Source organism: Paenibacillus sp. p3-SID867 (genome assembly GCF_025142895.1).
In the GTDB taxonomy this organism is placed as follows: domain Bacteria; phylum Bacillota; class Bacilli; order Paenibacillales; family Paenibacillaceae; genus Paenibacillus_AQ.
Genome location: NZ_JAMBDM010000003.1, coordinates 469,497 through 494,420, shown reverse-complemented (window position 1 = coordinate 494,420; position 24,924 = coordinate 469,497). Strand labels below are relative to the sequence as shown.

The window sequence follows — 24,924 nt, the reverse complement described above, 5'->3', positions numbered from 1 at the left end:
ATATGCTCCTTTCTCTTCAATAGCTGATGATCCAGATGATGGAACCGATGATCAACAGCATGGAGACCGTTTGCCGCACGGCCGAGAGCAGCGTGAGATTGCGCACCCTTTTTTCAAGCATACGGTATACGATGGATCGGATCAGCGGGAGACTGAACACGGTGCCGCGAACGACTCCAAATGTTGCCCCTGCCAGCAAGCTAAGCCACCATGGAGCCGCGAATAAGGAGACCAGGATATAAGCGTGAAAGAGGACGCCCACCTGCAATGTGATGAAACCCAAGCCCAGAATCTGGCCCCATAATGCCGCCGAACGGTACCCTGCATGCTTGATCCATTCGGAGGGAACGATGAAATTGCCGGATGGGAGAATCCCCGTTTTATGAATGAGCTCCAAGCCCAGGAGTATCGCAAACAGCACCACAATAATATAGTTTTGATATAAACCAACAGGGGTTAATTTCAGCCCAAAATTGATGCATCCGATCGCCAGTCCGGTCATAGCGCCGCCCAGGGTACAAGACACGATGTACACCAGCGCATATTTGGATTTACTGACCTTCGTACCCTCCAGACTGCCTAACACATTCAGCCCACAGGTGGTATCGACGCTGGCTACCGCGGCACCGACGGCAAATATAAAGAGCAATATCGACAGCAAGCCATGCCACCTCCCCGTCATCCCTAAATGAACCCTTCACTCCTTCATCTTATGAGTGACAGCCTGTCGATTATTTATACAAATATCCGATCCATTGGGTATGCTCCTACATGGCTATTTCATTGAGAATAAAAGAAACCGTCCATGGATAATCTCCAAAGACGGTTTGGATTTATGCAAGCATGCTCGCTGATATGGTTATGCGACTTTATGATAATCCGAGATATCAACCTCAAGCGGCATTTCGGCTGCGCGCGCTTTTTGAGCTGCTTTAAAAAATACGATGACCAGTATGACACTGATGACAGCACCCGCGATATAAGAAACATTCATGGACTGCCTGAATCCGATCTCCGCGTTCAGAATATACACCGTCGTTGTGTAGAGCATAAACGCACCCGGAATCAGCGCTACCCAGTAATTTTTACGGGCAATGAACAGATACATCGCGCTGACAAACAAAGCAATAACCGCGGTGGCCTGATTGGCCCAGGAGAAGTATCTCCAGAGAATATTGAAATCAATCTGCGTTAAGGCAATGGAAATGACAAACAAAGGAATGGCAATGCTAAGGCGCCGCTTCATGCTGAATTGTGGCAGCTTGATATAATCCGCAATGATCATGCGCGCGCTCCGGAATGCGGTATCCCCCGACGTAATCGGCAGCACGATCACGCCCAGCACAGCCAATGTGCCTATAACGGCACCTAACGTCACCTTCGCGACCTCGCTTACGACAAGACCCGTTCCGCCGGTTGCCAGAAGCTCGTTCAAGCCGTTAGACCCCTGGAACAAACTCATCGCCGCTGCGGCCCATACCATGGCAATAATCCCCTCGGCAATCATCATGCCATAGAAAATTTTACGTCCCTGCTTCTCGGTCTGTGTAGTCCGGGAAATAATCGGTGTCTGGGTCGCATGGAATCCGGATAAGGCACCGCACGTAATCGTCAGAAACAATAGCGGGAAAATCGGCATATGATCCGGATGTAAATTGGCTAATGTCAATTCCGGTATCGGTACCTGCTGTACAATCAGCATCCCGCCGACACCAAGAGATGCTATGAGTAACAGAGCGCCGAATATCGGATAGAAGCGGCCAATGATTTTATCAATGGGCAGCAGTGTAGCCAGAATGTAATAGCCGAAAATAAACAGGGTGATGATCCACAAACTGACTTTGCCGTTCATCAGATTGTGAAGCAGGCTGGCCGGTGAAGTCACAAAGACGGTACCTACCAAGACCAGAAGAAGAATCGCGAAAGCGTTCACAACATGCTTCATCACTTTGCCCAGAAACTTGCCAGCAAGCTCCGGCAGATGCGCGCCGCGGTTGCGGATGGAGATCATACCCGTCAGATAATCATGCACAGCCCCGGCAAAAATACACCCCAGCACAATCCAGATAAAAGCAACCGGTCCATAGAGTGCGCCCATAATAGGTCCGAAGATGGGTCCCACACCGGCTATATTGAGGAGCTGAATCAGCGAGTTTTTGTTCGAGCTCATCGGCAGATAATCAACGCCGTCCTGATTGACATAAGCAGGCGTTGCCCGCTCTTCTTTAACTCCGAACATTTTTTCAATGTATTTTCCATAAGTGAAATACCCAATAACCAGCAGAATGATCGATATGATGAAGGTATACATGCCTTCGCCCCCTTTTTCTTGAAATCGCTTACATTGATTATAAGAAATTATCGAGATCAGAGGGCGATTTTAAACTAACATGTCGTCTAGACGCATTAAGATGTTCAAATCTAAGGTTATTATGCACATTAAAGGGCTCTCATGCAGTCTTCATTCACATCATGAGCGTTCCATCCTTAACCCATCCACGTTTCATTAAAGCTCCAAAGCCTCTCGAAATGCCTTGGCATAATTACGGCTTACGGCTAGTTTGTCGCTGCACCCCTTCAGCTCAAGCTGGAATGCGCCGTTAAACCAAGGAACCAGGCTTTTGACATAATCAAGATGTACCACATAGCTTTTATGAATCCGGAAGAACGGATACTGCCGAAGCTTCGTTTCCAGCTCCTTGAGTGGCGTTTTAACATGATATTGCTTATCAACTGTGACGATCTTGGAGTATGCATCCTCCCGTGAGATATAAATAATATCTTTCGGGTCTATGAACATAATTTCCCCATCCACATCCAACGACAGCTTGCCCGAAGATTTGGAATGACCGGGTGCTGTCGGGCCTTCCCTTCGTAATGATTGCTCAAGGCGCCTTACCGTCTCCGCCAGTCTTTCTTCGTCTATGGGCTTTAACAAATAGTCCAGCGCTTCGAACCGGAAGGCCTCTACACCGAATTGAGGGTACGCCGTGGCAAACACGATTTTTGGAGGGAGCTTCAACTCGTTCAAGGCTCTTGCCGTTTCAAGCCCGTTCATTAAGGGCATTTCAATATCCAGAAACACGGCTTCCGGCTTCAACTGCATGGTCTTTAACACCGCCTGTTCCCCGGAATCCGCTTCTCCAACGATCTCGAGTGTAGGATGCTGCTTCAGTAAATAGATCAGTTCTTCACGGCTGTAACGTTCATCATCCACGATGAGTGTTCGGATGCGTTCGATCATGTGTAAGAAATCCCTGCCTTCATGAGTAGAGTTATACGTTAGCGGCTGCGGGAATCTGGAATTGAATTTCAGTCCCGACCGCTTCATCACTTTGGATGCTTAATGATGCATGGGGCCCATACATCAAAGCCAATCTTCTGTTCACGTTATACACAGCCATTCCCGTACCCGATGAAGAATCGAGCATTTGGCGCCCCAATAACCGAAGCCGTTCCGGCGTAATCCCCGTTCCGTTGTCCTTGATCGTAACGAATACACCGTTAGCCGGATCACCCTGAATGCGGATAAGTATGACACAATCGTCTGTTTTGTTCCTGAAACCGTGGCGTATGCTGTTCTCTATTAATGGCTGCAAGGTCAGCGGCGGTACAAGCGCCTGCAGCGCGGAATCCTCTACTTCATATTGAATTTGCAGTTTATCCTCGAATCTGGTTTGTTCAATGCTCATATAAGATCGTATATGCTGCAGTTCATCCTGAAGCGTGGCCTTCTCGGCAGTTGCGGCGGTCAAATTCTGGCGGATGTAGTCCGATAGACTCCGCAGCAGCTTTCTTGCCTTCTCCGCATCAATTCGTGTTAGAGAGAGTATTGTGTTTAATGCATTAAACAAAAAGTGCGGATGAATTTGTGCTTGAAGCGTCTTGATCTCAGCTTCTCTGGCAAGTTCCTTGGTTTCCTCCAATTGAGCAGCCTCCAGCTGGTAGCTTAACAACATCGTAAGACCTGACATCAATTCTGTTGTAACATGGGTAATGTCCTTCGGACTTCGAAAATAGAACTTTAGTGTGCCCACGGTCTGACCGCCCTGTTTCAAAGGTCCGATGACAGCGGCTCCCAACGGACAATCCGGCTTCTGGCACTGAATATGCGCTCGATCCGCGATCAGCTGCTCCCCTTGTTCAATGACCCGACGCGTCACTTCCGTCTGCAGCGGACGACCTGCCGCATGATGATCATCCCCCGTTCCGACATGGGCCAGAATCATCCGATCATTCGTAATCGCAATCGCACTGGCATTGACTTCCTCGTAAAGAATCTGGCACACCGCTTCCGCGGATTGCGCATTCATCCCCTGACGCATATACCCAATGGTTCTGCGGGCAATCCGAAGAGAAGCTTGCGCCTGCTGAGCCGCCACCTTCTCCTCTTCATTCAAAACGGATCGGATAATGAGCAGAAACAATGCACAACCGATTCCGTTTGCTACAATCATTGGTACTCCAATATAGCCGACCAAGGACATCGCCTGCTCGAATGGCCTGGACAAAAGCAGGATGATCAGCATCTGAAGGGACTCAGCCAATGCCCCCATTAGAAGCGCAGCTGAGAAACGAACCTGCTCATTCTTTTTATGAAACAGGCTGGCCAGAAGACCTGCTAGTATGGTCGCGAGCCCACAGGCCAAACTCGTAAACCCACCTAATGTAAAACGGTGAAGTCCTGCAATCAGTCCTGCACCAAGCCCGATTCTATAGCCTCCGAACAATCCGGCCATAACAACACCGACAACTCTTGAATTTGCAATCGCTTCGTCTCCGGAAACTTGCATCATCCATTTGTTGACTTCAAGGGATTCAGTGTTCACCGTAATTCCGGTATACGTCCCGATAATCCCTAAAATCCCGAAGACTAATACGGCCTGAATCTGTTGTACTGACGTCAGCTTGTCCTGACTTATCATCGACCGAAAGAACCTCAACCGGGTTACGATAAATGCAATCGTCACAATAATTCCAATCCGCTCGGTCATTGTAATCAGCAGTTCAAACATGGCGTCACCCCGCAATCTGATTTTGAATCGCTTACTTGTCACGAATAGATTCCTTAAGAAGTTTACCGTAAACCTGGCAATACATACTAAATTATCATGGCAGAGGCTCAAAAAACAACAAAAAAACCTCCCGCTTCAATTCGTTCTAAAGCGGAGGTTGTTAAACGCCATACCATCCTATTCGGTTGAAGGTCTCTCGTTTATATGGATATCACCTGAAGACCGGCTTTCTCCATTCCATGTAAATACGGTCGCTGAACCCTTTTTCCTCTGCATCTATCTCGGATTTGCGTTCAATCTCCCGGAATCCTAATTTCTGATATAACGATAGCGCGACCTGGTTGCTGTCGGTCACTTCCAGAACATAACGCTTGTATGGCAGCTCCTCTTTGACATGCTGCATTAAAGCGGTGGAAACGCCTTTGCCGCGAGCTTTCGTAGTAGTTGCCACACATTCGATATAACCCGTTTCCTCATCATAAGGCAGTGCCGGGTTAAATTCATTCTTCATGACGTTATATGCAAGCTCCCCTGTCTTCTCTCCAAAAGCCTCCTGAAGCGGAGCTAACTCGACCGGCATGGCCCGCTGCCTATGATGGGAACAGGCTAAAATCCCGACAATGACGCCCTGGACCTCAGCCACATAAAACACCTCAGGACTGAACAGACTCCGGAATGCTTTCTTTAACGTGCTTCGATCCTCGGTGAAATAGGACAGTTCGTTATAATACCCATCAACAAACACTTCCGCCACTTCCTCGCGAACGTCTCGTTCATAATCTGCCATTCTTCTAATCGTAATGGAGCACATCATGTTATCCTCCTGTCAAAAATGTAATCTGCGCTTCATATCCTTTCGGAATCCCTTATCTGCAATCAGACACATCCCGCCGAACGTTAGTAAGGCATATACGGCCGTCGCAACGGCTGTCCATAATACGTGCGTCATGCCGACGGCATATAGTAATAAGGGAACAAACCCAAGCAAGATCAGGGTTAACAAGTAACCTGCGAACTCACGCCAACGCATTTTTCTGGTGCAGCATATAACGGTAATCAGAAGGGTTGCCGCCATCATCAGGAACGGAATGACGTAACCGGTCGACCAGTAATTCGTACCCGCTGCCACGTTAAGCCAAAGCAGCATGCCGGACAGCCCGAGCAGCTGTACGACGATTTTGCCGCCGAGGTGCGACTTGGACATCAAGGTATGTCTGATAAACAGCCATGCATAGAGCACGCAGGGCATGAGGTACAGACTCCACCATACTTCGTGGTCTCCCAGAATATTGATAAGTAATGATAAGCCGATGACAGACACTGCAATGAAGGTAAGCCACTTGGATAACAGACTGCTCGCACGCTGCTCCTCTACAGCCTCATAGATGGGGTACCAGGAATTTCCTGTTGATGGTGCATCGCCCTTACCATGTAAATTTCTCCGGCATAAGGGACATGCTGCGTGCGCCGGGTCTACGGATACCCCACAGCTCTTGCATCTCATGCGCCCATCCCCCAATCATTGCTGACAATCCTTATATCCAATCCGCTTAGGCTGGCAAGCTGACGAAAAAAGTGCCTGATCACATCGCTCTCGACGATATTCCTGGCAAAGGTGATGGTAAGCTGGTCATTGATCGAACTGACGGCACAGTTCATTGGACTCTTGGCCGTAGGATACATCGTGGTTTCCATTGATTCAATATGCGCAGCCATACTCGCTGGGATATCAACTCGGCCCAGATTGGTGAGCGTAAGCGTTTTGGCTTCTTCACCGTAATGGTCGAACCCATAACGAATCGCCAGATCCTTCAATTTCAGCGGCGTGAATCGGGATAACAGGTTCTTCTCATATTTCATGCTGCCGGCCATCGCTTGGGTTAGATAAGACTTCGTCGTTTTCTCTTTCATCTGTGCATGCACGATACCTTGTACCTCATCCAATGTCATGCCTTCCTTCATCTGTACGCCAATGTTAATGACCGCAAAAAAGTTTCGCAGGCTGCTCGAAGGAAAGATTTTACGCAGGTTCACCGGCATGCTGATCACAATCGGCCGGTTATCGTTGTTGAAGGGCAACGTCGTCTCATAAACCGCCATAATCAAAATCGCTGTCAGGTAAGCGGTGAGCGTTACTCCCTTCTGCTTGGCCGCCCCATTCAGCCGCGAGGCGTGAATCACGCCGTGGATGACGTTGTGTCCATAAGGCGAGAATCGGGTACCGGGAATTTGCAGGGCCTCCGGCATTCTGGAGTCGGCCGTGGCCGATGTATAATGAGCTTTAAAGCTATCCTGTGCTTCGGCATATCGAGCAAATGAAGCTGGCGGCAAAATCAGACCTTCCTTGTCCTCTACGTTTTCGCCGAGCAGATATAAATACTGGAACACCAAGGTTTTGAGAAACTCTAGTGCCCCACCCCCGTCTGTTAGCGCATGAAAAATCTCCACGCTGATCTTGTTGCCATGATATAAAACCCTCACCAAGCTTCCGCCCTCAGTCGAGAGAGCTGCAGGTGCACAAGGATAGGTGGATTCCGGTTCCACCATCAAACGCGTCTCCTTCTCCTGCAGAAATTTCCAGAACAGTCCATTTCTAAGTTCGACGTTTAATAGAGGAAATCTCTTCATTACGCTATCGAGCGCTTGTTGCAACACCGGTGGCTTCACATCACTTGTCAGCATCATGGATAACCGGTAGGTTGATGAATTCTCCCTTCCTGCAACGGCGGGAAACAGCTTCCCGGCGTGGTCAAGTTTATACCATTCTTCCATCTGTTGCTCTCCTCATTTCTATTAGAACTCCCACTCAGCTGCACTTTTAACAGGCTTATCTTATGTACGTGGCAATGCTACTTTCACTCAAGCTTCAACCGCAGCCGATACCAAGATGGCATGCCCCTCTTCATGTAAAGGCCGCTTATCCGCCATTGAAAATCGCTTCATCAGCGATGAGCGGGTATGTATTAACATCATAGGAACGAGTAATTCCGTTCTTCGATCAATCCGGTTCTTGCCATCCGGGTGCATCACGGATAACAGCATTCGCAGGTAGGACGTGGTCAGCTTCTGGAACAAGTCCGGTTTCATCGCTTGATGCTCAAAACCAAGACCGTGCGTTAATCCACGGTGCAGCAAAGTAATCCCGACCAACGCGCTGACCTCGCTGAACTCGGACCGGTCTTCATATGCACGGCTAATCTGCAGCATGGACTTTCTCGCAAGTCTTGCTATTTTCAGAGCCGCACGATCCGGCCCTTCCGATCGGATTAATTTGAGAATCGTTTCATTGTCCAAATGCAGTTCGCCTACCAGATCTCCATTCTGAATGATCGTTGAGTCCTCGCAGACGATGCGCTCTCCTCGATGCTTCTTAATCATGACTGTGCATATGCCAAAACGCGAGATATGCGAGCTGCGGAACCTGGAAATGAAGCTGAAGATACGTTCCCACATCATCCAGGAGCTTTGCATGACGGTTTTAAGTAATTTTCGCAGCAGATGGAACACCTCACTATTTTTTAGTTTGAATATGTCATTCCATGATTCTCCAGTAGTCATCCGTTAATTTCATCATAAAGAAGATCTGCACAGGTTCCCACCGTCTCAGGTACAGAGTTGCTCTCGGTCTCAAGACGGAGATGCGGGTCAAAACAGTTGCTGGCTAGTGACTTTGTATGCAAATCAAAACAACCTTTGGTCTGCACCAAAGGTTGCCTGGCCTTAACGCTTATGTCATTAACTCAATAGCCACTCTCTGTCCCAGAGTGCTCCGCTTTCCCTATCAATCCATAATAAAACAAGCGATCGATATCACGAAGCATGGTAGGGCTCGCTTGTGTAATGAATCCCGGTCGTGCCAGAGCCTCCTTAAACACTTGAATATAAAACAATGCCGCTTCTATCGAAATTTCTGGATCAATAAAACCCTCCTGCTTGCCTTGCTCAATCAATTTCACAAAAAAGGGAATCGTTCTCTCCTTGTAAAATGCCTCGATATGCTCTTGAACAGACGGTTCATCGCTGATTTGAATAAGATCCGAGTTGATCTGATCCATGCTATTCATTCGTGCCCCCAGCAACAACTTCAATTTCTCCTGAAAAGGGATGGGCTTATCCAGCAGCTTCTCATACTCGTTCATGATATTACTCATATAATCGATAAACGTCATCCGGATAAGCTCTTCCTTGCTGCCAAAATAATTATAAATGGAGACGGGGGACACGCGGGCGTGTTTGGAGATTTCTGCAATGCTTGTCTTTTCGGCTCCGTATTTCCTGATCAAATCGAAGGTTGCCTTCATAATCTGTTCTTTTTTCTTCACTGTGCGGAGTTGATAACCGTTCATATACTCACCTCTCGGATAAAACTATACGGAATGTTTTGTAATAATGCAATTCATATATTTCAAAAATATCTTGATCATTTCTTCTCGAAGGAATATCATGAAATATATGAATGTTTTTATTACAAATCATACAAAGGAAGTGTGATTATGAACCGTATACCTGGACCCGACTCTGCACTTGATTGGAGGATAAATATGTTTCATTTTTTCCGCAGTCCGTTCGCATTTCAGCAAACATTATTTGAACAGTATGGTAAGGTCGCTGCCCTGGGGAAAAGCCACAAGCCTTCATCTGTATTTGCGTTTGGACCCGATCTGAACCGTCAAATCCTATCCAATCCGAACTTTTTCGAGATGAGCACGGCTCTTGTTAAAATACCCAAAGACACCGTAATGGGGGATTTATTCTATCATAATCTTTTACTGATGAGCGGCGAAAAGCACAAACAGCACCGTCGCCTGATCCAGCCCGCCTTTCTGCATGGCCAAATTGAAAAATACGGTCAGGACATGGCATCCATAACGGAGCTATTGGCAGACGAATGGAGAGGACGTACCCGGATTGACATCAACACCGAAATGAAAAAGTTAACGCAGCGCATCGCCCTTAAGACATTATTCGGTGTTCATCATACTGAAATGATGGACTCCATGGGGATGCTGATCAATCGGTTTACGAAGTCTTTTTTGCTTACCACCCTCGCTCCCATTAATCTTCCCTTCACTCCATATCGTCGCTCTCTTCGAATTGCACAACAGCTTAATACTCAAATTCGGTCCATGATCCATGAGAAGCGGCAGGAGTCAGATGCAACGGATGTGCTAGCCGCACTAATTAGAGGACATGATGAGGATGGTTTTGCATTATCGGATGAGGAATTAGTCGGGCATGCATTCTCAATCTATACAGCTGGTCATGAAACCACTGCAAATGCTTTGACTTGGACATTTTTTCTGCTGATACAGCACCCGGACATTTATGCGAACGTAATGGAGGAATTGAACGCCATGATGGGTGGAAACCATCCGACTCGGGAGGAACTGAGCCGACTCTCCCTGCTGGACCATGTGGTTAAAGAGAGTCTTCGTTTACTTCCTCCGGCAAGCATCGGCACCCGCATTACGGCTGCGCCTTGTGAATTGGATGGTTATGTCCTTCCGGCGGGAACGAATATCTTTTTTAGCCAATTCATTACCCATCGCCTCCCGGAGCTTTATGAAAGTCCGAATCAATTCAAGCCGCATCGGTGGGAGACCATTAAACCTTCCGCATACGAATTCTTACCATTCAGCGCAGGGCCTCATATGTGTATAGGCTGGCACTTCGCCATGCAAGAACTTAAGATTATCCTTGCTGTTCTTCTTCAACGATATCAATTTTCATTAGTCCATAATGCCAAAATCACACCGAATCTGATGATGCGACCCGTTCACGGCATGCCTTTACGTATAACTTTGAAGAACGGCAGATTTGAACGGGTTGATGACGTACGTGGTACCATTCATCGGCTTATCGAATACGGAGTCGATCCTGCTCCCCTTCAAAAATAATAACCTGCCACGTCTCTGACATCGGTTCTAATCGATTTTTTTCGTAATATTAAAAAGTAAGCGCTTCATATTGACGCAAAGTGTATGCTCACAGGATAAGCAAGCCATTGTAACTGCCGTAGAGTCCATTAGGTTTACATCATACTGACAAGGATGTGACTACAAAGATGCTTTCACATTTACGTAGGTGCGGGCTTTTGTTGCTGGCGGCAGTTCTGATTTCTACAATCTGTATCCCGCCTCCCCACGCTAAGGCAGCGGCGTTAATTACTATTGATTCTCATCAGGACGGGCAAACGCTTCAGCCGGGTGTGGCTGAATTATTCGGAACCTACTCCGGCGTGTATGAACTTCAGCTCATCGTTAACGGTGAATTTGTGACGGATGTTCAGATGGATGACCCGAATGGCGATGACAGCGGATCTTGGTCTTACAAGCTGGATACAAGTCAGTTGGACGGTGCAGTCGAAATGGTCCTTAAAGCAAACGATGCGGTTACGCGTTATGGTATCTGGTCCCCTTGGATTCACCTAAATGTCGATAATCCTGCAGCTCATATCCCGGAAGTGCAGATTACCAGCCCAAGCGAGCAAACGTTGCAGCGCAACAAAATGGATATTCACATATCTGCAGCGGGTAAAAATCCGATAGCCCAAGTTGAGCTCCGCATCAACGGAGGCGATTGGCTGCAGGCCCCCCCTGCCAAAAACGGATATAAATATACATTCGATTCGCGTCAATCCCCTCACCAGGTTCACAGTCTGGAGGCAAGAGCAACCGATTCTTACGGCAATACAGGCTATAGCCTAACGGTCTATGCAAGAACAGGGGGGATGCCTCCGGCTAACCAAGGCAAGCATCCCGCGACGGTGACAGACGCTGTCTATATGGATCTTGCCAACTCAACTCCCGTTAACGTAATAAATGATGTATACGATCCCTCCGCGACGAACCCTGAAACAGTGACTAGCAACACCTATCACCCGGAACCGCTGCCGGATCAGGATCGTGCGATCTGGATCTGGGAAAATGCCTCCTACCCACTGGTACTTAATCCGAATTCCCGAGCAGCCCTCTCTTCCATGGCAAAGGATACAACCACCTTTAATCAACGTCCAATTACGACACTTTATTTGGCTGTAGGTCAATATAACGGGGCAAAAATGCTGGAGGATCATCGAAGTGAGGTTCAACAATTCATCGAGTGGGCTCATGAACAAGGTTTCTATGTTCAAGCGTTGATCGCCGGCGGCACCTCCCCACCTTACTTCGGAGCCTATAGTCGATATCAGACTCAAGCCGTTAGGGAATTTGAGCAGATCTTGAATTACAATTTGGCTTCCGGCGAATCGGCTCGCTTTGATGGCGTAAACCTGGATACCGAACCGTATATCCTGCCGGATTTCAAAACAGCAAAGCCATCTGTTCAGATTCAGTACCTGGATATGCTGCAGCTGCTGATGGAACGCAAACAGGCATCGGGCCTCACCTTGTCCGTCGGCGCAGCGATTCCAAGATGGTACGATACTTCTGCCGACGCCAGCAATATCTCTTGGAACGGAAAAACGAAATGGCTGTCTGAGCATATTCAGGACACGGCCGATTATATCTCGATTATGAATTACCGAGATCAGGCTGATGGCAGCGCCGGCATTATCGCACACGCGCTAAACGAGGTGGCCTATGCAAATACGATCGGCAAGCCGAAGTCGGTTGTGATCGGAGTCGAGACGAAAGACATCGCCGATGGCGGGGATCCGGAAACCATCAGCTTCCATGAAGAAGGGCGAACTTATATGGAGCAGGAGTTAAACAAGGTTTATGATGCTTTTCTGAACGATTCAGCGTTTGGAGGCATTGCTCTCCATCACTACTCCTCGATCGTTGATTTTCCAAGCGAATGGGGACCTGGTGGCTACGCTTGGCAGCCTCCTGCTGACCATGAACCACCGAGCACGGTCAGTGGAGCAACAGCGGCCACGTTTGATTTTCAACGGATTAATATAACTTATAATATGGCGATGGACAACACAGCAGTAAATGCATATCGGATCTACCGCGGTACCGAAGCCGACTTTGAGATCGGGCCCGCTACTTACGCCGGAATCTCTAAAGGACTTTCATATAAAGATACCGGGCTGCTGCCGAACACCACCTATTATTATAAAATCACAGCGGTCGATATCACAGGCAATGAAGGAGCTCCCAGCGCGGCTGCCTCAGCCACAACAGCGCCATCCACAATGAAACCGATGGTCATTGATCAGATGACCATCACCTATTCTGCCGGTATCGCCAGAGTAACCATGCAGATGGTCGATAAGGACACAAGGCTGCCTGTTTCAGCCAAGATCAGCGGACGGTTCACCCATATGGCAGGCAAATATGTCAATGCCGCGACAACTGCGGACGGCGTGTTCCAATCGCAGTCTGAGCTCATCTCCGTATCCCGAGGCGAGATCGGCTTCCTGCCACGGCGCATCATGGCCGACTCCTATTACTGGGCCAGTGCTTATGACCAACTCCCGTACCCGACGGTGATATGGGAGCCTTGAGTTTCAAATATGCAGCGATTCAGCACTTCAGCACTACGAATGCGAATCATGCTTCCGATCCCTGTTGCCCCCAGATTTCTTATGATCCTATGACATGGTTGAAATCCGGGGACAAAGGGGACCGCTTTGCTTCTACAGCATGATTCCGCCTTCTCCGTTGGAGTTTGGAAACCAAACAAAAACCTCTCTTGATAATGAAGGTGTTATACCACCACATATCAAAGAGAGGTTTCCTTATATTAAATATAAGATCTACTTAAGTTGTACAAATTTCATCAGTGTTAAGGCAGCGTGTTCAAGAATGGTTTCACCGTTTTGGCAAGTGTGTAATTCGTGGTCGTATCCCAGTTAATGGACCAAGTCATCGCTCCCCGTATATCGGGGTATTTAGCAACCGGTTTATAACTCCCACAGCTGTTTCCGGTTGCCAGACAATTTAGGGCATTATTTACGACGGTTGGAGAAACATATCCGCCTCCAGCTGCTGCTGAGGTAGCAGGCACTCCTAATCCCAATTGGGAAGGTGATACCCACTGCAGCGTTAAGTCCGAAAGAGCCGTCAGAAAATCAACCGTGCCTTGGGAATAGCATTTACCGTCACGGCCTAGCATGCATCCAGAATTATAATACTGGACGTTAATTACCGTTGTCATATCCTTCAGATTGTTATAAAGCTGCATATAGGAGGTGTTTGGATTCTGCATGTCTATCGTTTGGGGAGCCATCGTCAGAACAAAGTCATTTCCTACTTTTTGCTTCAGTTGGCGGATCGCATTGGTTAAATTAGGTACATTCATGCCATGCTCCAGATCGATGTCTATCCCATCAAGCCCAAATTGAGTGATGATGCCGTACATGCTGTTCACAAAGTTCGGTACATTCGGGGATGGATTATTCAAATTAATGTTCCCCAGTTCCCCTCCAATGGATATGATGACCTTCTTGCCTTGAGCGCGTTTGGCCTGAATATCCGCAATCAGTTCAGCATTGGTGTACCCGCCAAGCGCTGCGGATAGCGCAGGATCTACAGTAAAAGTGACACCACCAGGGTTAGCAGGATCCATCTCGGCAAACGCTAACACAATAATGTCGTACTGATCCGGTATATCTCTCACTTTCAATTTGCTCGCACCATTAACAAAGTTCTGCCAGTACCCTGACAATATATGCTTCGTCGGCTGGGGACCTCCTGTTCCTTCTGAAGTTGTTGCATTCACGATCGCACTGGCAGGAGAAAGGTTCCCGGCAGCATCCTTAGCAATGACCTTAAAAGAATATGTCGTGTTCGGTGAAAGACCCGTTATTGTGGCTGTCGTACCGGTAACAGAAATGGCAAGGGATGTGCCTTGGTATAAATCATATCCTGTCACGCCTACATTGTCCCTAGAGGCTTGCCAGGATAAAGTAACGCTTGAAGAAGTGACTGCGCTTACAATTACATTCGTAGGCGTTGTCGGAGCTGCAGTATCATTACCTCCACCACCTTGGACAAACTGCCACAATGCAGGCACATTGGGCGGTTCCCATCCGGGTAATGAGGTATGAGCTTGAATAGCTTTGTACGTTTTCCCATCATATGTCACGTTGTCGTTTACGGCATATGACACATTGGTGGCCCAAGCACCCCGATCTGCTGCAGAAACCTCAAGAGGAAAAAAGTTCATCATCATAGACACGACGACCAATAAAGGCAACATCATCACTCTCGATTTGTCCAGCACTCTGAATAAACCCTTCTTCATCCATTAATCCCTCCTCAATAAATAAATTGATCGTTCAGCTTTTAGCCTATCTTGCATAAGACGGCATCACCTCCTTTATCACATACAATTATCTTGTTAATTCTCTAAATCCATATCGATGCATTTTATTTACTCATTTTTGATTCATTTACATAATTCATAAGTTGATTTATATGTAAAAAATTTACTTTATATGTTAATTATTATCAATAGCTCTGAAGGATCAATTTGTATATGTAAGAAGATTTTCAAACAAGATATCCCCTGGCCTAGGCAACACAAAAAACAACCGTCCTCCTTGAAATGTGTTCAGGAGAACGGCCGCTTCGATCATTGTATGTAATGGTGATACTCACCCAACTCCTGGTGAGGCAGCACTATTTTCAAATTTCAATATCCGCATCAACAAAATATCGCCCACTTACCCCGCCAATCACTTTGTTAAGCTCACTCAGCACCCGTTTCTCTTCGTCAGGATCGGTCCACCAATTGTCCCGTCTCCCAAGAGAGCGATGGTCCGGACACCATATATACTCATACCAAGGGGGCATAAAGGTCCTGAGCATCAGTTGGCATCGGCGCATATGTCCAGGCGCACTGACGAGCAAGAGTCGACGGATTCGTTGTAACCCCAATGCCCGATCAAGCACGGTTAGGGAGGCCATAATGTTTTCCTTCGTATGGTTGGACATCGTTTCAATAAAAATGGATTCTGGCGGAATGCCCATTTTTATGGCTTCATTCCGCATCATAACCGCCTCGGGCTGCTCCCACTCGCCAAATCGGTCTCCACCCGTGAATAATAGATAGGGGGCGCGTCCGTTTGTGTATAATTCAACCGCTTTCCATACCCGGTCCAGGTTTTTTCCGCCAAACACAAAGATACAATCACCAGACTGCGTACCATCATCAACTTCCGTTTCCGCTCCGAACACCACCGTTGTGATCTGTTCTCTCGTCAATATCTCTGGATTCATCTGTGAGATCAGCAATAAGAACGCCTCCCGTTGTCTCATGTTCATCAAAACCCAAGCAATGCCTGGCAACTTCATATCGATAAAACTGCATAAGCTTTGCAGCGTCTGGAGCCCTCCATGTAATGGCAGTCGCATTCATTAGGAAACTCTATACTTAATCTAATCTACAGGTTTAACACGCTTTGCCATGATAATATCCGGTTTTCCTATTCCGTTCGCATCTGGTATAACACCGACGATTGCAAAACCTAACTTTCTATAAAAGTTCGCTGGATGATCTAGACTTTCAAAATTGGATAGGTGTGCCGGAGTATCTTGATACAAATTCACGTTAGATAGACTGGTTTGATTATACTCATCATCCGTACCCAATATGATGGTTATACCTCCACGTTGGTAGACCTGACGTTCAAAGTCGATCACTAATGACTTTCCTAAGCCTCGCATTCTACTATCTTTTCTAATAACTAACGGATGCAGTTCCCACACATTACCGTCATACTGACTTCTCCCGCCAACCCACCCTATAACTTCATCATCTCCATTAACTAATACTCTACTTATAGAATCATCACTTAGAGATTCCAAAACTTCATGTATGGCAGAATCTATTGTGGGCCATGCTTCAAAACTCTCATGCAGTAACCTCGCTGTTTGATTTATCTTATCAGTATCCTTTTCTAACAAATCCATTACGATCAATATAAGTACTCACATCCTTCTTTAGATTTTATAATTACATCTCATTCCATAGTATTATTCAAAAAAAGACGAATCACACGATCGTCCCATACCTGTACTTCTATATATCGTTCTGGTCCTTGATCCCCGTCTTTATTCCATTCTTGCGGCCAACCATGTTCGTCTACCAATCGGAGGATTTCGTTCTTTAAGTAGACCTTCCCTCTGTAAGGCTTGTCGTCTTTAAAGCGCATCGTGGGAAATAAGTCACCATAAGTAAAACTAATCATCTCGGGATCAACATCATCGAGGGGTATCTTAACTTCCCTCCCTCTCTGATACCACTGCTTAATCCATTCGCAAGGGCCAAGTGTCATGTAATGTGGATATTTATTGGTCGGCCGTCCACCCTTGGCTATAAATAGATCTCTGGCACGCGATTCTAATCCGCGTCGGATTACGATATAATCATCCCCGCGTTGACTCGCAAACATATTTTTATTTTGTTGGAGTCTTCTCTGTACTTGCTTCGCTTCTTCGATAGATAGTGCGGATAGATTTCGAAAGGGACCGGTTGCTGCATCATAATAATGATATAAGAATAATTCCACGGCTTCTTCCTTTCCTCGATTACAGCGATATTATTTCGCCCGTAGATTTAAAACCCACTTATGTTTCTCCGAAGTCTCCGAGACTTCAAATATCAGCCCGTCCATGGTCAACTTACCCTGATCCCATTTTAATCTGGATACTTGTACTTGTTGATCTGTTGATTGCAAATTTATAGAATGATCTGGAATCTCCATCTCAATCTCAACATCATTTATAATTCTGACCTTGGATTTATGAGAAGAGATGACGGGAAGTCCACTTCCATAAATCATGTAGAGACCATATTTTTGATTGTTTTCTTCATAAAAATACACCCCAATCCCTCTTGCTTCCCACTCCCGATTTTCAATGGCCGTCCATATTTCATATTCATTCTTCATCCATTGATTAACATGAAATAATAAAAACACGGAAAGGACGACAACAAGGATAAGTAATAATTGTTTTTTCATAGGCTACTCCACATCGATTTCACTCGCGATTCTCTCCTTTTCATCCTCGATGTAGTCGTATACTTTTGAGATCTCTTCTTCGTAGTTCTCTTTAATCTCAAAATAAGGGACATCTGATGCCAAACACTTTTCACGGAATGCATCATGCTCCAGTATATAATCAGTAATGGTTCTTGCTTCAGGATAAGTACGTGTTTCGATTGCATTGCGATGTTGAATGATGTTGGATTGGAAGTTTTGCTGGATGTAGGTGGTTGTGAAACCCAAGAATACCGGTATGATGTGCGCTGAGTAGGATGGCTCGATATCTTGAAGATGGTGAGGCAGGATGTAGCAGCCTTCAATGATTAGATTCTGGTTATTCTCTATGTTCGTCTTGATGATCTCTTTGAGGATCGGCCATAATTTCTCACCGATAAACTCTGCTGAATCCAGGGGGGTGAAACCGCAGCTCATATCCGCCCTGTATAAGCCCATTTTTAAATGGTCGATCGAAAGATATGGAGCGTGATACCTCTCGAGCAATTGTTGAGCCATATAGGTCTTACCCGTGCAGCTGTTCCCGCTGATTAATATGATCATATTCGTTACAGTTCTCCTTTAAAGGCATTGGCATTTATTCGTTAGGCAAATGTCAGCCCCTTAATGGCCAAGAGACAGCAGGGATATTTCTAAGCTACATGAATGCAGTTGTTAAATCCCCCTATAGTCTGTTGGCATTATTAAATCTATGTATTCCAAATCCCTTAAAATCTGAAGAAACTATTGATTCCCTAAGAGGACATAAATTCGGTGTAAACCTTAATTCAATTCCCTTGCTTAAAAGTCTCTCAACCAGTCTATCAACCTTCACTATCCCCACTGGCTTTACGGTTTGATAGGAAATATAATAGCCTGCAGTTTTATCAAAAACTTCAAACCCCTCGTCTTCAAATTGGTACTTGTACAACGTTTGTTGATTGATTCTTGCGTACCAATCATTTTCTACAGTTACGATAATGTCAGCCAACGTGTTGTTAAAAAACAACTCATTGTTTCTCTCACTGATATCCTCTGTTCTTCTACATACAATTCGCGGACAATCCCTTGGAAAGTAATATGAGAATTCATGTTCCGCATCTATTGCCCACACCACTGCCGGAAAGTCCGGTCGGTTCTGTTTTTCTCGTGGGATGAAGATTTCAATATCAGCCTCTTCGCTAAAATGAAAAAGCATTCATGCACCTCATTTTATATATGTATTTCAGCAATTTCGTATCCTTGAGTCACTTACTAAACGCGTCACAGTTTCACTGACTCAGGTCTTCTGGCAATCCGCCTAGGTACATCTCCTTAGCATTTGAATAGGTTTCTAGTGTTTGAATAATGACTGGATGGGGCTGTGCGTAATTAATCTCATAATCCTTCTCGCCATATTCTTCTCTAACAGGAAAGGCTAATCTCTCCTTATCTATTGAAAACTGCGCATTTATACCTTCCTTATTTCCTCTTGCGTCTAAACGTATCCACCTGTCATGCTCCCTCAAATACACTGTATTCAAAGCATGCAAACAGTACCCATCCTCGGGTTTATCGAATAGGGTTAACCTTTGATAACAAATGCCTGAAGGTATACCCATTCCTCGCAGTATTCCTGATAATAAATGAGATTTGGCATAGCATATTCCATGTCTTTTGTTCAATACTTCAGAGGCCTTCCTTGTTACTTCTTCGCTTTTAATATCAAAAGAATGATCAATCTGATCGCGCACAAATTCAAATGCTGCCTGTATTCTTTTAGTTTCAGTTTCTTCTGTAAAAGATAAAATCACTGCTTGTATTTGAGCATCAAAATAATCAATATACTCAGATGCCTGTAAATAGGCTTCCAATTGTGCTAACTGCTTCATTATTTCTCCCCCTAGTCGTATAACAGAAATTCCCAGCCTAACTTCTATCGTATTCTCGACGTTCAAGAAGCTCAAACTTCGTATCGACAGGTATTCCTTTTTATTACAGATATTTTTTGAATGCTCTGCTTGAATTACCGTCATATCCCAACCTGTCGTAAAATACATGAGCCTCAGTCCTTGAACTTCCACTTGTAAGAAATATCTTTAAACAGTTTTTCTCGACGCATAAACCTTCAATATATTTCATTAATTCTGAACCATATCCCTTTCCTTGTTGTGCTCTTGAAATAATAACTCTTTCTACAACACCAAACGGCCTGGACCCCACTAATGCATCCAAGCAAAGATGCAAATGAGCAGTTCCCACAATCTTTTGCTCTAGTTCGTAGACGAATAAGAAGCTATTCGGATTATTTTGGACTTCACTTAATCTTTCATTGGACACATATATTTCAGTGTTGCTAGGTAATAACTCCTTATATAATTCCTCAATTTGTTCTGCATCTTTTGGTTCCGCTTCTCGAATCATTGTTTTTCTCCCTTACTTTCTTAAACTGATTTCATATAAAGTTTCCATGTTCACGACGTCAACCCAACTTTAAAACGAACGTAAGTGAGCGGCCGTGATGGGTTAGGTTGTACGGGGCGTGCCGCCCGTATCACCTCCAGAACGATCTGGGTCTTGAGGCGGACCAAAAGGCGCATATCGTGTTATGTGTGGCCAGTAACCTCCATTAAACTCTTCACACATTGCTCTTACCAAGTTTTTTTAGGATTAGTCTAACAACTTCTTCAGTTCCTATATGGTCCGTTTCAATATGTTCTCGAAATCTGCTATCCCGAAATGCAAGTAAACCAGCTTCTGTATGTGTCTGATACCACGTTCCAAAATGGTCACCACGTCCTTCAATTCTCTTTTTGATTGTGTCTCCAGACGCAATGATACAAAAATGAAAAACGTCTTGATCAAAGCTTTTAAATCCATTTAATATGTATTCGAAATGATCAGCTTTATAAATCGTCATCGGAACAATAAGATGTTTCTTATACTTATTCATTAATTCATGAGCTGTCTTAACAGTGAGGATTCTCCATAATTCCAGATCCTGAAAATCATCAGTTCGTTCTTCTTCAAATCTAGTTTCTTCATTAATGATATTTCTTAACATGTATCCGATTTCTTCAGGATCATAAATCATGCTATTTGAGATTAAGGATTGAAGCATGTTAGCTGCCGAAGTCTTGCCAGAGCCGAATGCACCATTAATCATGATAATCACATAATCACCCCCATAGGCATGAATTTATATCTACGAATGGATAAGTTGCTAGCTGATACCCTTCTACCCCAAAAACCTATTAATCTTCATTTTAATACCATCCGGTCTTTGTCTCTCCATGTTTATAAATTCTTACTACATCCGGGTCGTAATTAACTGGAATATCTGAAAAACAAAACCATATTGGACCTTTTGATGTTGGAATTATAGTTGCATCTCTTACTGCCTGACCCTTGTATTGGATTTTTAAATTTTCAATATCCCTATCATTTATTACACCAAACGTTAGCGAAACAAGTTTATCATTTCCAGATATCTTAGTTGGTAAGTTTGTGAAAGCTCTAGTAAGGATAGGCTCAGTTTCATTAAAATGTTTACTCCCAAACCCATATATCCACTGATATTTTGATCTTTTCTTGGTTGCTATGCCAACCGACAAAACATCTTCTTCGCCGTAAAAAATAATGCAGTTTCCTCTATACTCAGTAATATAATATAATTCATCATAAACAATGTTTGAATTAATCATTGCTTCTTCTATTGATGCGTAGTCATTTGGTTTATCCTTTTGGAAAATAACTATCAATGCTATCAATACAACAAGAATTATAAATATGCCTACCTTAATCTTCAGATCGTTCACCTCTTTATGACGTACACAACTTCTCGGAAATTCATAAACCAGCTAAGTGCCCACTCGACTAGTCATAATGTGATCAAAATTTTCTTTTAGTTAATCGGAATCTTTGAAGCTGTTAAGTTGTGGGATGATATACACTCATGGTCTTCCGGGAATAGATTATATTTACCTGATTCTGTTTCCAGACCAGTAGCCCCCTAGCGGTCAAAGCTCGGCCCCTCAGCCGAGGCCAGCGTGAATATTACGTTATCGGAAGTCTACGTCTTCATCGAAATTTCAACACATTCCTTTACTGTTCTTTCAAGAATATCAATGACTTCTTCAAATTCAAGAATTTCCAATTCTTGTTCTTTCGCCTCATCTTTCATTGCAAAATCATTTTCTAAATCCTTTATTATTTCTGGCAGGTATCTATAATCAATCTCTTCTATCTCGATGGACTTGACTTCCATCGGTCTATATTCAATGGAATAATAATCAATCAATTTTCCATTGAGTCTCCAAAAATCTCTATAATACTTTAACTGCGCTTCTTTTTTATCCGGTTGAGGCAACCACTTTATTTTCTTGTAATAAATTTCTTCAACCCATATAACATCAGATATTAAATGATAAAAGTAACCTAGATAAAATGGTTCTCTCATATATCTCAGATATTTCTCATGGAATCCCAAATAATCGGCAAATATTTGTTCTTCATTATTTGTCCTTACGAAATGAGAAATGGTTTTAGGAGTTTTCATATTTTTATTCACATCAGGAGCAATGCCACCTAAGAAAAATTGATCATCATCAATCTTTAATTCTTTAGCAAGACGGGCAGAAATACAATAATGCATGATTCTAGATCCCATGTTATTCTCCTTTGCATAGAGTTCTCATAACGTTCTTGTATGTAATCGAATGTCACATTCATATGCTACTCTCAAAATCATTTCCTTATTACTCTTTACTACAATCAGTTTTTCTTTATGTTTTTCCAGCATCTCAAGTATCTTCTGAATGCAAGTGATTTCACATGAATTAGCCATGCCTCTTTGAATCTACATCAAATATTTTTTACTTCCAATGCGTCTCTGTATAGCCTCTCTTAATGTCCCATTCCATTGATAACTTTCTTTGTATTTCTTCTAAATCCGGATATGGTGCGGGAGTCATTTCTATCTGGTCAAATCTATTCTTAAAGTGAGGTCCTTCTTTGTATTTCCGAAATGCACCAAGGTAATTATCGTTTGCGATCCACACCACTCTTTTAATATCTGCAATTATCAGTGAACCAGCACACATTGGACATGGTTCAGCAGTGCAATATAGTGTACATTGATTTTTATAATCTTTTTCGAAGAGCTTTTTTCCCGCCTGTCTGATTACATCAATTTCAGCATGAGCGGTAGCATCATACGCACTATATACACGGTTTCTTCCACGTGCAATTATTTCACCTGAAGGGGCAACAATAATTGCTCCTACAGGATATGTTCCTTCAGCGTAAGCAGAGCGAGCTTCTTCTAAGGCTATTAACAAAAATTCTTTATCTTTATTCAAAGATAATCACCTCGTTATGAGATTCAATTTTTAGCACAGGTCTCAGCAAACGATCTTGTATTCACGATACCGAGAGACTAACTGCGCTTGCAAAGTTAGCCTCTCAGGTGTGACTGCCTGAACCCACTTCCGAAATGCTTATGGTGAACCGAAGGTCTTCAGTCCCGCTGCATGAATATTATGTTATGGGTTGTCAACGCCTTCGTAGAATTACTTACAAGTTCTTCTCATCAATCTTTGCAAAAATAAATGTGTCTCTTAACGCACTCCCATCAACAGATGTATCTTCATTTCTTAGTGTCCCTTCTAATGTGAATCCTAATCTTTCTGGAATTGACCTACTCTTATCATTCAATGTATCGCATCGGATTTCCACTCTTCGAGCTTTTAATACTTTAAAAGCAAAGTCAGAAATACCCTGCACTGCTTCAGTCATATATCCTTGTCCACTATGTCGACTGTCTATCCAGTATCCGATCTCGAATTTAGGTATATTCCAATTAGGATTATGTAACCCTGAAGATCCAATATATTGATTTGTATCTTTATGAAAGATAAGAAATCTAAGATCTTCTCTTTTTAAAAATTTCAAATAAGCCTCTCTTAAGTTAGCTTCAATTATTTCTTCTGATTGTTCTTTCTGTGCAAAAGGAAGCCATCTTCTTAGTTCATTTAGTGAAGCCATTATTGATTCATATACTATCTTTCCATCTCCAGGATATGGACTTCTGATCAGTAATCTATCAGTGAAAAATTGGCTTGGAAAATCTATTAATATCGAATTCAAAAGATGGTACCCCTTTACATTGAATTCCTCTAACGTTTAGTATCTACGACGTCCGGCGCAGTCGGATGTGTCCGTCTCTTCCTACTTCTTAAGTCTCCTCTGCCGGACCGAGGGGCGAATGCCCCGGGTCCGACGGACTTTGCCAGTGCAGGGTTGTTGTCCGCCTGATCCCTCTCCCCCGAAATCCCTCATTCCGGACCGAGAGCCGAATGGCTCTATGTGTGAATATCGTGTTATCTGAAGGACGACAGATCCTCCTCGATTTCTTGAAATATTCCTTTAAACTTTTCCTTCATTAAAATACTTGATTCCAATCTCGTTCTTTGCAATATTCTTTAATCCTTCTTGATAATAAGGCATAAATTCATCTGCTCTATCAATATCAACCCATTCAACATGACTAATTTCGGTTGGTCTAGTTATCGCTTGTTGTCCGCCTATTATTTCAGCTCTAAAAGTAATAAACACTACGTGTTCATCATGTTTTGTTAATATTTCTTCATTGATAGCCACTATCCCGTGGACTTTAATATCAAATCCTGTTTCTTCTTTAGCTTCACGGATTGCAGCCGCATCTAAGGTCTCGTTTTCTTCAACGCCTCCACCTGGCAATGACCAAGTACCGTTTTTGTGATTCTTCACCATAAGGATTTTTGTTTTGTCTTTATCTGTAATCAAAGAATATGCGACGTCTATTCGCTTCATATGATCTTCCTTTTTTATGTTTTTTTTAAGATTCACGTGTCTTTCAGATAACGTTCCCGTGTTCACGACATCACACCACCCTAAGGACTTTAGATCCTTAGGGTGGTGCGATGTGTCGCCTGATTATGCTTCTCTGAAATGCCT

26 protein-coding genes are annotated in these 24,924 nt (G+C 44.3%); 2 read left to right on the top strand and 24 right to left on the bottom strand.

The window, feature by feature from the left end:
* Window positions 1-16: 16 nt before the first annotated feature.
* The 9 genes from M4D81_RS08445 to M4D81_RS08405 all read right to left on the bottom strand — a co-directional run bounded on the left by M4D81_RS08445 (window position 17) and on the right by M4D81_RS08405 (window position 9,361).
* Window positions 17-661 carry a hypothetical protein gene (locus tag M4D81_RS08445; protein WP_260065598.1) on the bottom strand — a complete coding sequence of 215 codons (645 nt, stop codon included), beginning with the start codon at window positions 659-661 and terminating at the stop codon, window positions 17-19.
* 198 nt (window positions 662-859) lie between these two features.
* Window positions 860-2,311, bottom strand: coding sequence for a carbon starvation CstA family protein (locus M4D81_RS08440; RefSeq protein WP_071218657.1), 1,452 nt, complete (start codon window positions 2,309-2,311; stop codon window positions 860-862).
* Between the two features lie 195 nt (window positions 2,312-2,506).
* Window positions 2,507-3,244 (bottom strand): LytR/AlgR family response regulator transcription factor, encoded by a 738-nt coding sequence (locus M4D81_RS08435; RefSeq protein WP_260065596.1) that lies wholly within the window; start codon window positions 3,242-3,244, stop codon window positions 2,507-2,509.
* A gap of 31 nt (window positions 3,245-3,275) precedes the next feature.
* Window positions 3,276-5,015, bottom strand: coding sequence for a sensor histidine kinase (locus M4D81_RS08430; protein WP_260065744.1), 1,740 nt, complete (start codon window positions 5,013-5,015; stop codon window positions 3,276-3,278).
* Window positions 5,016-5,226: 211 nt separating this feature from the next.
* A complete protein-coding gene (locus tag M4D81_RS08425; protein WP_311200623.1) occupies window positions 5,227-5,829 on the bottom strand; it encodes a GNAT family N-acetyltransferase in 603 nt (200 codons plus the stop codon).
* Between the two features lie 12 nt (window positions 5,830-5,841).
* Window positions 5,842-6,519: a DUF6320 domain-containing protein gene (locus tag M4D81_RS08420; protein ID WP_260065594.1), complete on the bottom strand. Its 678-nt coding sequence runs from the start codon at window positions 6,517-6,519 to the stop codon at window positions 5,842-5,844.
* A complete protein-coding gene (locus M4D81_RS08415; RefSeq protein ID WP_260065592.1) occupies window positions 6,516-7,787 on the bottom strand; it encodes an alcohol acetyltransferase in 1,272 nt (423 codons plus the stop codon). Before M4D81_RS08415 ends, M4D81_RS08420 begins: the two co-directional genes overlap by 4 nt.
* An 87-nt stretch (window positions 7,788-7,874) precedes the next feature.
* On the bottom strand, window positions 7,875-8,573 hold the full coding sequence (locus M4D81_RS08410; RefSeq protein ID WP_260065590.1) for a YkoP family protein: 699 nt from the start codon (window positions 8,571-8,573) through the stop codon (window positions 7,875-7,877).
* Window positions 8,574-8,755: 182 nt separating this feature from the next.
* On the bottom strand, window positions 8,756-9,361 hold the full coding sequence (locus M4D81_RS08405; RefSeq protein WP_260065588.1) for a TetR/AcrR family transcriptional regulator: 606 nt from the start codon (window positions 9,359-9,361) through the stop codon (window positions 8,756-8,758).
* Between the two features lie 147 nt (window positions 9,362-9,508).
* On the opposite strand from M4D81_RS08405, the gene M4D81_RS08400 reads away from it, so the two are divergent.
* Both M4D81_RS08400 and M4D81_RS08395 read left to right on the top strand, forming a co-directional pair.
* The gene (locus M4D81_RS08400) at window positions 9,509-10,912 is read left to right on the top strand and encodes a cytochrome P450 (RefSeq protein WP_260065587.1); all 1,404 of its coding nucleotides are present in this window, start codon (window positions 9,509-9,511) and stop codon (window positions 10,910-10,912) included.
* 200 nt (window positions 10,913-11,112) lie between these two features.
* A complete protein-coding gene (locus tag M4D81_RS08395; RefSeq protein WP_260065584.1) occupies window positions 11,113-13,467 on the top strand; it encodes an Ig-like domain-containing protein in 2,355 nt (784 codons plus the stop codon).
* Between the two features lie 281 nt (window positions 13,468-13,748).
* Here M4D81_RS08395 and M4D81_RS08390 read toward each other — a convergent pair whose 3' ends face one another.
* The 15 genes from M4D81_RS08390 to M4D81_RS08320 all read right to left on the bottom strand — a co-directional run bounded on the left by M4D81_RS08390 (window position 13,749) and on the right by M4D81_RS08320 (window position 24,846).
* Window positions 13,749-15,209 carry a chitinase gene (locus tag M4D81_RS08390; protein WP_260065582.1) on the bottom strand — a complete coding sequence of 487 codons (1,461 nt, stop codon included), beginning with the start codon at window positions 15,207-15,209 and terminating at the stop codon, window positions 13,749-13,751.
* Between the two features lie 383 nt (window positions 15,210-15,592).
* Complete coding sequence (locus M4D81_RS08385; RefSeq protein WP_260065580.1) at window positions 15,593-16,201, bottom strand: YdcF family protein; 609 nt, start codon at window positions 16,199-16,201, stop codon at window positions 15,593-15,595.
* A 144-nt stretch (window positions 16,202-16,345) separates the two neighbouring features.
* A complete protein-coding gene (locus M4D81_RS08380; RefSeq protein ID WP_260065742.1) occupies window positions 16,346-16,879 on the bottom strand; it encodes a GNAT family N-acetyltransferase in 534 nt (177 codons plus the stop codon).
* A 50-nt stretch (window positions 16,880-16,929) separates the two neighbouring features.
* Window positions 16,930-17,478 carry a hypothetical protein gene (locus M4D81_RS08375; RefSeq protein ID WP_260065578.1) on the bottom strand — a complete coding sequence of 183 codons (549 nt, stop codon included), beginning with the start codon at window positions 17,476-17,478 and terminating at the stop codon, window positions 16,930-16,932.
* 30 nt (window positions 17,479-17,508) lie between these two features.
* On the bottom strand, window positions 17,509-17,931 hold the full coding sequence (locus M4D81_RS08370) for a hypothetical protein (RefSeq protein ID WP_260065577.1): 423 nt from the start codon (window positions 17,929-17,931) through the stop codon (window positions 17,509-17,511).
* A gap of 3 nt (window positions 17,932-17,934) precedes the next feature.
* Window positions 17,935-18,513, bottom strand: coding sequence for a P-loop nucleotide/nucleoside kinase family protein (locus M4D81_RS08365; protein ID WP_260065575.1), 579 nt, complete (start codon window positions 18,511-18,513; stop codon window positions 17,935-17,937).
* 121 nt (window positions 18,514-18,634) lie between these two features.
* The gene (locus M4D81_RS08360) at window positions 18,635-19,147 is read right to left on the bottom strand and encodes a DUF6886 family protein (RefSeq protein ID WP_260065573.1); all 513 of its coding nucleotides are present in this window, start codon (window positions 19,145-19,147) and stop codon (window positions 18,635-18,637) included.
* 73 nt (window positions 19,148-19,220) lie between these two features.
* Window positions 19,221-19,820, bottom strand: coding sequence for a transglutaminase-like domain-containing protein (locus M4D81_RS08355; protein ID WP_260065571.1), 600 nt, complete (start codon window positions 19,818-19,820; stop codon window positions 19,221-19,223).
* A gap of 103 nt (window positions 19,821-19,923) precedes the next feature.
* Window positions 19,924-20,352 (bottom strand): GNAT family N-acetyltransferase, encoded by a 429-nt coding sequence (locus tag M4D81_RS08350; RefSeq protein ID WP_260065570.1) that lies wholly within the window; start codon window positions 20,350-20,352, stop codon window positions 19,924-19,926.
* A gap of 214 nt (window positions 20,353-20,566) precedes the next feature.
* Window positions 20,567-21,094, bottom strand: coding sequence for an AAA family ATPase (locus M4D81_RS08345; RefSeq protein WP_260065740.1), 528 nt, complete (start codon window positions 21,092-21,094; stop codon window positions 20,567-20,569).
* Between the two features lie 100 nt (window positions 21,095-21,194).
* Window positions 21,195-21,746: a hypothetical protein gene (locus M4D81_RS08340; RefSeq protein WP_260065569.1), complete on the bottom strand. Its 552-nt coding sequence runs from the start codon at window positions 21,744-21,746 to the stop codon at window positions 21,195-21,197.
* Window positions 21,747-22,000: 254 nt separating this feature from the next.
* The gene (locus tag M4D81_RS08335) at window positions 22,001-22,597 is read right to left on the bottom strand and encodes a hypothetical protein (protein ID WP_260065567.1); all 597 of its coding nucleotides are present in this window, start codon (window positions 22,595-22,597) and stop codon (window positions 22,001-22,003) included.
* A gap of 205 nt (window positions 22,598-22,802) precedes the next feature.
* Window positions 22,803-23,288, bottom strand: coding sequence for a nucleoside deaminase (locus tag M4D81_RS08330; protein ID WP_260065565.1), 486 nt, complete (start codon window positions 23,286-23,288; stop codon window positions 22,803-22,805).
* Between the two features lie 214 nt (window positions 23,289-23,502).
* Window positions 23,503-24,075 (bottom strand): GNAT family N-acetyltransferase, encoded by a 573-nt coding sequence (locus tag M4D81_RS08325; protein WP_260065563.1) that lies wholly within the window; start codon window positions 24,073-24,075, stop codon window positions 23,503-23,505.
* 279 nt (window positions 24,076-24,354) lie between these two features.
* Window positions 24,355-24,846, bottom strand: coding sequence for an NUDIX hydrolase (locus M4D81_RS08320; protein WP_483874636.1), 492 nt, complete (start codon window positions 24,844-24,846; stop codon window positions 24,355-24,357).
* Window positions 24,847-24,924: the final 78 nt, after the last annotated feature.